The organism is Corynebacterium sp. (genome assembly GCF_022712195.1).
In the GTDB taxonomy this organism is placed as follows: domain Bacteria; phylum Actinomycetota; class Actinomycetes; order Mycobacteriales; family Mycobacteriaceae; genus Corynebacterium.
This window is the reverse complement of the sequence record NZ_JALAGY010000023.1, coordinates 22,167-28,643: the sequence shown is the minus strand read 5'-3', so window position 1 is coordinate 28,643 and position 6,477 is coordinate 22,167. Positions and strand designations below refer to the sequence as shown.

Below are 6,477 nucleotides of genomic sequence, written 5' to 3'. Positions count from 1 at the left end.
GGTCGTCACGGGGGATCACACGTGTCATCGGTCGACCGGCTCCGTTCTCGTCGTCGGCGCCCGGGGTGGGCGGCTGTCAGAAGCGAGAGTCTAGGAACCGCCTGTTTCGACGGGGTTTCGTGCGGATGTTCCCCTGATTCCGACGGGTTCCGGCCCTTTTACCAGCGACTTTCGATGTCCAGCAGGCCGTTGTCGGTGAGCTCTCCCCACACCCGGAGCCGCGAGACACCCCCGTCGGGGTAGACGTCGGCACGCACGGCGACGACGGGTGTCGGCCCGGTGGTGCCCTCTGCGGTGTCGGACACGGCGAAGCGGTGGCGGGTGTCCGGCAGTACGCGGGTCCTGCCGACGAGCTCGACCTCCTCCCCGTCCCCGGTCACGCCGGTGAGCGCCACGTGACCGGGGGCGTTGAAGACGAAGTAGGACGTGTCGAACTCGATCCAGCGCACCCGTCCCTCCCCGGCGAGCTGCACGGTGACCGAGTCGTTGCCGTCGTCGCGTCGTCGGGCGTTCTCCCAGCCGCCGCCCATGTTGTGGGCGCGGCCGAGGGAGATGATCTGGTTCGGGTGCGAGTAGAACATGTTGGTGCACTCGGTCACCCGGCCGCCGTTCTCCATCGCCGCCAGGTCGACGGTGCCGGTGATGAAGCGGGGGTCGGGGGAGGGCTGGCCGTGGACGCGCAGGCGGGCGATGCCGCCGTCGGGGATCATCTCCAGCTTCACGTGGGTCACCCGGCGGGCGGCGGCGTCCCCGGCGGGGAAGATCTCGATGTGGTGCCGGTGGTCGCCCCGGGCGTCCACCGGTGCGACGAGGGTGAACCAGCGGTCGTCGGGCAGGGCGGCGATCTCCTCGCCGGTGAGGTACTCGTCGCAGGTCAGTCCGTGCACGGCGAACTGGGGCGGGTAGTTCCCGGTGAACCAGGCGGTGTCGACGACGACGCCCTTCACCTGTCCCGGGACGCCGAGGCGCACGATGGCGGCGTCGTTCTCCCCGACCTCGTCGTGGCGGCGGCGCCGGGTCTCCCACCCGTCGTAGACCTTGCCCTTGTTGCCGAACTCGTCCGGGTCGAAGGCGGGCTCGTGCGGCATGATGAGGTTCTCGCGCTCGGCGAAGGACTCGTCGGACGCCCACACCACGGATCCCGCCAGCGCGCGGCTGGCGAGGTCGGGGTAGGACAGGAAGTCGTGGTGCTCGGTCATGGTGTTCCTCAGCTGGTCAGGGTCGGAGGGTGAAGGGGCGGGCGTCGGCGGGGAAGACGGTGCGGTCATCCAGGTCGGCCGCGGGGACGTGCGGGGTGGACGGGCGGACGTAGACGGGCTCGCCGTCGATCCAGGTGCGGGTCACGACGCCGGCGAGGGCGCGTTGTGCGTAGGCGGTGATCTTGTTGCGCTGGTGCAGTTCCTCAGGCAGGACCACGAAGGCGTCGTCCGCGCTGACGGTGGCCAGGTCGGCGCGGCGCCCGGCGGCGATCGCACCGCGGTCGGCCAGCCCGGCCCATTCGGCCGGGGCCTGGCACATCCAGCCGACGACGTCCGCCAGCGACAGTCCCCGCAGGCGGGCCTGCGACCACACCACCGGCAGCCCGAGCTGGACGGAGCCGATGCCGCCCCAGGCCTCGCCGAAGGAACCGCCGGACCCGCGGCCGTCGGCACCGCCGGCGCCGAGGTCGTTGCCGGTGGCGGCGAGGGCGGAGAACGCGGTGAGTTCGTTGCGTTCATTGGCGGACGCCTGGGCGTCGGCGACCTCGGCGAACTTCTTCAGTTCCGCGGTGCAGGGGGAGTGGTCGGAGACCACCGTGGAGATGACCCCGTCCACCAGTCCCTTCCACAGGCGTTCGCGGTTGCCGGCGGTGCGCACCGGTGGGCAGCACTTGTACTGGGTGGCGCCGTTCTGGATCTCCTCGGAGAACAGGGCCAGGTAGTGCGGGCAGGTCTCGGCGGTGATCCGCACACCGCGGTCCCGGGCGGCGGCGATCTGGTCGAGGGAGCCGGAGTCGGACAGGTGCAGGATGTGCGCCCGGCACCCGGTGGCCTCGGCGGCGTCGATCACCGTGGCCACGGCCTTCGCCTCCGCCGACGAGGGCCGGGACGCCAGGAAGCTGTCGAAGGTCTCGTCGATCCCGCCGGCGGCGGCCACGCGGGCCTCACCGGCGGCGATCTCGTCGGCGTCCTCGGCGTGGACGATGAGGAGCCCGTCGAACCCGGCGATCTCGGTCATCGCCCGGTGCAGCTGTGCGGTGGACAGCGGCGGGAACTCGTCCACCCCGGAGTGCAGCAGGAAGCACTTGAAGCCGAACACCCCCCGGTCCCAGAGTGCCCGCAGGTCGCCGGTGCCGATGTTGTCGGGCACCGCCCCGCCCCAGAAGCCCACGTTGATCTTCGCCTTCGGTGCGGCGACCTCCTGTTTGGCGTCCAGGGCGTCGACGGTGACGGTGGAGGGGACGGAGTTCAGCGGCATGTCCAGCAGTGTGGTCACCCCGCCCGCGGCGGCGGCGCGGGTCACCGGGGCGAACCCCTCCCACTCGGTGCGGCCGGGTTCGTTGACGTGGACGTGGGTGTCCACCAGCCCGGGGATCAGGACCTGGTCGTCCGGGACGTCCACCACGGTGGCGGAGCCGGCGTCGAACTCCCCGGGGACGTCGGCGTCCCGCCCGTCGAGGACGGCGCGGATCCGCCCGTCGCCGACGAGGACGGTCACCGGCCCCTGTACCGGCGTGCGGTCGCCGTCGGGCAGGTGCACGGCCTGTGCCGCGCGGTAGATGGTGCTGATGTCTGTCATGGTGTCACTCCTCACACTCGTCCGCTGACCTGGAGACGGCGCAACTGCGCGTGGTCCAGGCCGGTGGTCTTCAGCTCCCGGTCCGTGACCGCACCGCAGCCGTGGGCACGCACCAGGTAGCCGGCCATCGCCTTGGCGGTGGCGGGTTCGTCCATCCACCGGCTAGTGTCGCCGGCGACGTAGTCCCGCAGCCGTTCGGCACTGGCCCGCCAGTCGGCCCGGAAGTAGGCGATGGTGGTCATGTGCCGGGTCACCAGCTGGTGGGCGTGCAGGTCCCAGCCCTGCCGGATGCCGCGCCGCAGGTGCCGTGCCACCAGGTGGTGGTGGATACGCCAGCCCTCGAGCATCCCGGCACGGGTGCCGACGGGGATGCGGTTGGTGGAGCCGTCGGACAGTTCCACGCCCACCGCGGCGGTCGCCACCTGCAGGACGTCCTTCGCGTGGTCGGCGACGGGATGGTCGAGCGCCTGTTCGGCCGCGTCGACCCCGAGGGAGGCGGAGTAGTCGTAGGTGCCGTAGTGCAGGGACAGCACGCGTCCCTCACCGGCGGCGATGAGGCGGGCGGGTTCCGCGGCGCCGTCCGCGGCGAGGATCGCCTGGGGTGTCTCGACCTGCACCTCGAACGGGATCTCCGGTACCCCCAGGGTCGCCTCCATGGCGCGCAGTACCCCGGTGAAGGCCTCGACCTGGCGGTGGTGCTGGACCTTCGGCAGGGTCAGCCGCAGTGCCCGACGGTCGTTCTCCAGGACCGTGCGCAGCACGTCCCGCCCGGCAAGTTCCTCCAGGACGATGGCCAGGGTTCGCAGGCCCCGGTCGCGGACGGCGGGGTCGAAGGAGCTGAACCGGATCCCGGCGAAGGCGGGTGTGGCGTGGCCGCTGGTCCCGGGCGCGCTGAACCACGTGGCGAGGACCGCGGCGGCCTGCCGGGCACGGGTGTCCTCGTCGGCGTCGCGGTTCTCCGGCGGGACGCCGCGCTGGGTGAAGCCGTCCTCGAAGTCGATGCGGAGGGCCTCGACCGGTTCCCGCAGCAGCTTCTCCCGGGTGAGGTGGCCGACGGTCTCCGCGTGGTCTGCGGAGATGCCGAGGTCCCGGGCGAGGTCGGCGGGGCGGCCGTGGCCGTCGAGGGCGGCGAGTGCGTCCGACCCCCACCGCCGGGGGAGGTCCGCTCCGGGGGTGCCGTCGCCGGTGATCAGGTGGGCGGGCACGTACACGGTGTGTACCGGCTGTCGCCAGGTGACCGGGGTCGCCCAGCGGCCGGAGACCAGCGGGTCGATGTCCGACAGCGTCGAGTCGGCGAGTGCGGTGATGTCGCTGATGCTGTCCAGGACGCTGGGGTCGGGCACGGGTGCTCCTCGGCTGTGCGGGCTGTTCCCCCGGATGGTACGTCATCGTCCGGACTTGTGACGGACGTCGCAGTGGCCGGGCCGTCGTCTGTGCAGGTGGCGGGGCGGGTGAGGCCCGTCACAGCAGTTGTAACTGTAACGGACGTTCGGTACAGTTACCGGTCGTGCACGACACGTGCGAAGCAGACCAGAACACATCGGAGACACCGGTGACGACTGGAGTACACAGGAGGTAGCGAACGTGGGCCACACGAAGACGACGGCGGGACGGACGAGCGGACGTCCCCCCGGAGAAGCCGGCGCGACGACCGCCGCCCTCTCGTCCACCACGCCGACCCAGCGGTGGACCTTCCTCGGCATCATCAGCCTCGGGCTCTTCCTCGTCGGCGCCGACAACTCGATCCTCTACACCGCCCTCCCGGTGCTGCGCGACGAACTGCACACCACCGCGCTGCAGGGCCTGTGGATCATCAACGCCTACCCGCTGGTGCTCGTCGGCCTGCTGCTCGGCACCGGCACCCTCGGCGACAAGATCGGCCACCGCGTCATGTTCCTCACCGGTGTGAGCGTCTTCGGCGTCGGCTCCCTGCTCGCGGCCTTCTCGCCGAACGCCTGGATGCTGATCGCCGCCCGCGCCGTGCTCGGTTTCGGTGCGGCGACGATGATGCCCGCCACCCTGGCGCTGATCCGCCAGACCTTCACCGACGTGCGTGAGCGCAACACCGCCATCGGCATCTGGGGGTCCATCGCCGTCGTCGGTGCGGCGTCCGGGCCGGTGATGGGCGGCTTCCTGCTGGAGCACTTCCACTGGGGCACCGTCTTCCTCATCAACGTGCCGGTCGTGGTGGTCATCCTCGTGGCGACGGCCGCCTACGCCCCCGCGAACCAGGCCGACCCGTCCCGCCACTGGGACGTGCTCTCGTCGGTGTGGGCCATGCTGGCCATGGTCGGTGCGGTCATGGCGATCAAGGAGGTCGCCAACTCCGAGGGCAGTGCGGGCCTGGTCCTGTCGGCCCTGGGGGTGGCTCTCCTCGGCGCCGTGCTGTTCGCCCACCGTCAGGGGCTGCTGAGGCAGCGGGGACTGCCGGCACTGCTGGAGTTCTCGATCTTCCGTGACCGCATGTTCGCCGGCGGCACGCTGGCCGCCATGTTCGCGATGTTCGTGCTGGCCGGCGCGGAGCTGATGACCACGCAGCGCTTCCAGACCTCCGGTGGCTTCACCCCGTTGGAGGCCGGTCTGCTGGTCGCCTCCGCGGCGGTGCCCGCCATCCCCGCGTCGATCCTCGGCGGCATGAACCTGCACCGGCTCGGTTTCCGTACGCTGATCACCGGCGGTTTCACCGTCAGTTCCGTGGGTGTGGCCACGGTGGTGTGGGCGGTCCCGGACCAGCCGCTGTGGGCCGCCGTGATCGGCCTGGGCCTGGTCGGGGTCGGTTCAGGCTGCGTGATGTCCGTGTCGTCCTCGGCCATCATCGGGTCGGCGCCGGAGAGCAAGGCGGGCATGGCGTCCTCGGTGGAGGCCATCTCCTACGAGTTCGGGACGCTGCTGTCGGTGGCTGTACTGGGTAGCCTGATGCCCATGTTCTACGCGATGAGGGCCCCGTCCGAGGTCGCCCACGACGTCGACCACGGTGTGGACCACCCGGTCCTCGGCGCGGCCGCCGCGGACGCCTACGACACCGGCTACCTGCTGGTGCTGGTCATCGCCGGGGCCGTGGCCGTGGTCGCCGCCCTGGTGACGGCCTGGTGCTTCCGCGGGAACCCGAAGGAGGCGAAGTACTCTGCGCACGAGTAAGAAGGACGTGATCCTGCGCGCCGCTGTCGGCATCATCGAGTCGGACGGGTTGGACGCGGTGACCTACGAGTCGCTCGCCGAGGCGTCCGGGATGTCGAAGTCGGGGCTGATCTACCACTTCCCTTCGCGCCACGAGCTGATGCTCGGTGTGCACCGGTACCTCGCCGGCCAGTGGGAGGACGAGCTGGAGTCCGCGGCCGGCGGCCCGGCGGACCAGGTGCCGGCGTCGGAACGGCTGCGGGCCATGGTGCTGTCGTTGAGCAGGTCGGCGACGCGGGCGGACCTGCTGCTGCAGGTGGATTCCCGCACGCACCGCGATTTCGTCGAGGTGTGGCGGGACGTCGACCAGCGGTGGCTCCCCCCGGTCGACGGTGTCGACGGGGAGGGGGAGGACGCCGCCCTGAAGCGTGCGGCGTACCTGGTGCAGATCCTGGCCGACGGCCTGTGGCTGCACGACCACGTGCACGACCACGCCCTCACCGAGGCGCAGCGTAAGGCCCTGACGGCGGCGATCCTGGAGCTCATCCCGTAGGAGCCGCGAGGCGTCACCGGTGACCGTCT

Annotated in this window: 5 protein-coding genes; 2 read left to right on the top strand and 3 right to left on the bottom strand. The window is 71.2% G+C overall.

The window, feature by feature from the left end; all coding sequences use genetic code 11:
* Positions 1-158: 158 nt before the first annotated feature.
* The 3 genes from alc to Q0A34_RS02860 are packed head-to-tail and all read right to left on the bottom strand — an operon-like array spanning position 159 to position 4,121.
* A complete protein-coding gene (gene alc / locus Q0A34_RS02870) occupies positions 159-1,199 on the bottom strand; it encodes an allantoicase (RefSeq protein ID WP_291478280.1) in 1,041 nt (346 codons plus the stop codon).
* 16 nt (positions 1,200-1,215) lie between these two features.
* Positions 1,216-2,778 (bottom strand): allantoinase AllB, encoded by a 1,563-nt coding sequence (gene allB / locus Q0A34_RS02865; protein WP_291478279.1) that lies wholly within the window; start codon positions 2,776-2,778, stop codon positions 1,216-1,218.
* Between the two features lie 11 nt (positions 2,779-2,789).
* The gene (locus Q0A34_RS02860) at positions 2,790-4,121 is read right to left on the bottom strand and encodes a hypothetical protein (RefSeq protein ID WP_291478277.1); all 1,332 of its coding nucleotides are present in this window, start codon (positions 4,119-4,121) and stop codon (positions 2,790-2,792) included.
* A 358-nt stretch (positions 4,122-4,479) separates the two neighbouring features.
* Between Q0A34_RS02860 and Q0A34_RS02855 the strand changes: the two genes are divergently transcribed.
* Both Q0A34_RS02855 and Q0A34_RS02850 read left to right on the top strand, forming a co-directional pair.
* A complete protein-coding gene (locus Q0A34_RS02855; RefSeq protein ID WP_291478283.1) occupies positions 4,480-5,916 on the top strand; it encodes an MFS transporter in 1,437 nt (478 codons plus the stop codon).
* Positions 5,903-6,448, top strand: a complete 546-nt coding sequence (locus Q0A34_RS02850) for a TetR family transcriptional regulator (protein WP_291478282.1) — start codon at positions 5,903-5,905, stop codon at positions 6,446-6,448. Before Q0A34_RS02855 ends, Q0A34_RS02850 begins: the two co-directional genes overlap by 14 nt.
* Positions 6,449-6,477 lie beyond the last annotated feature (29 nt).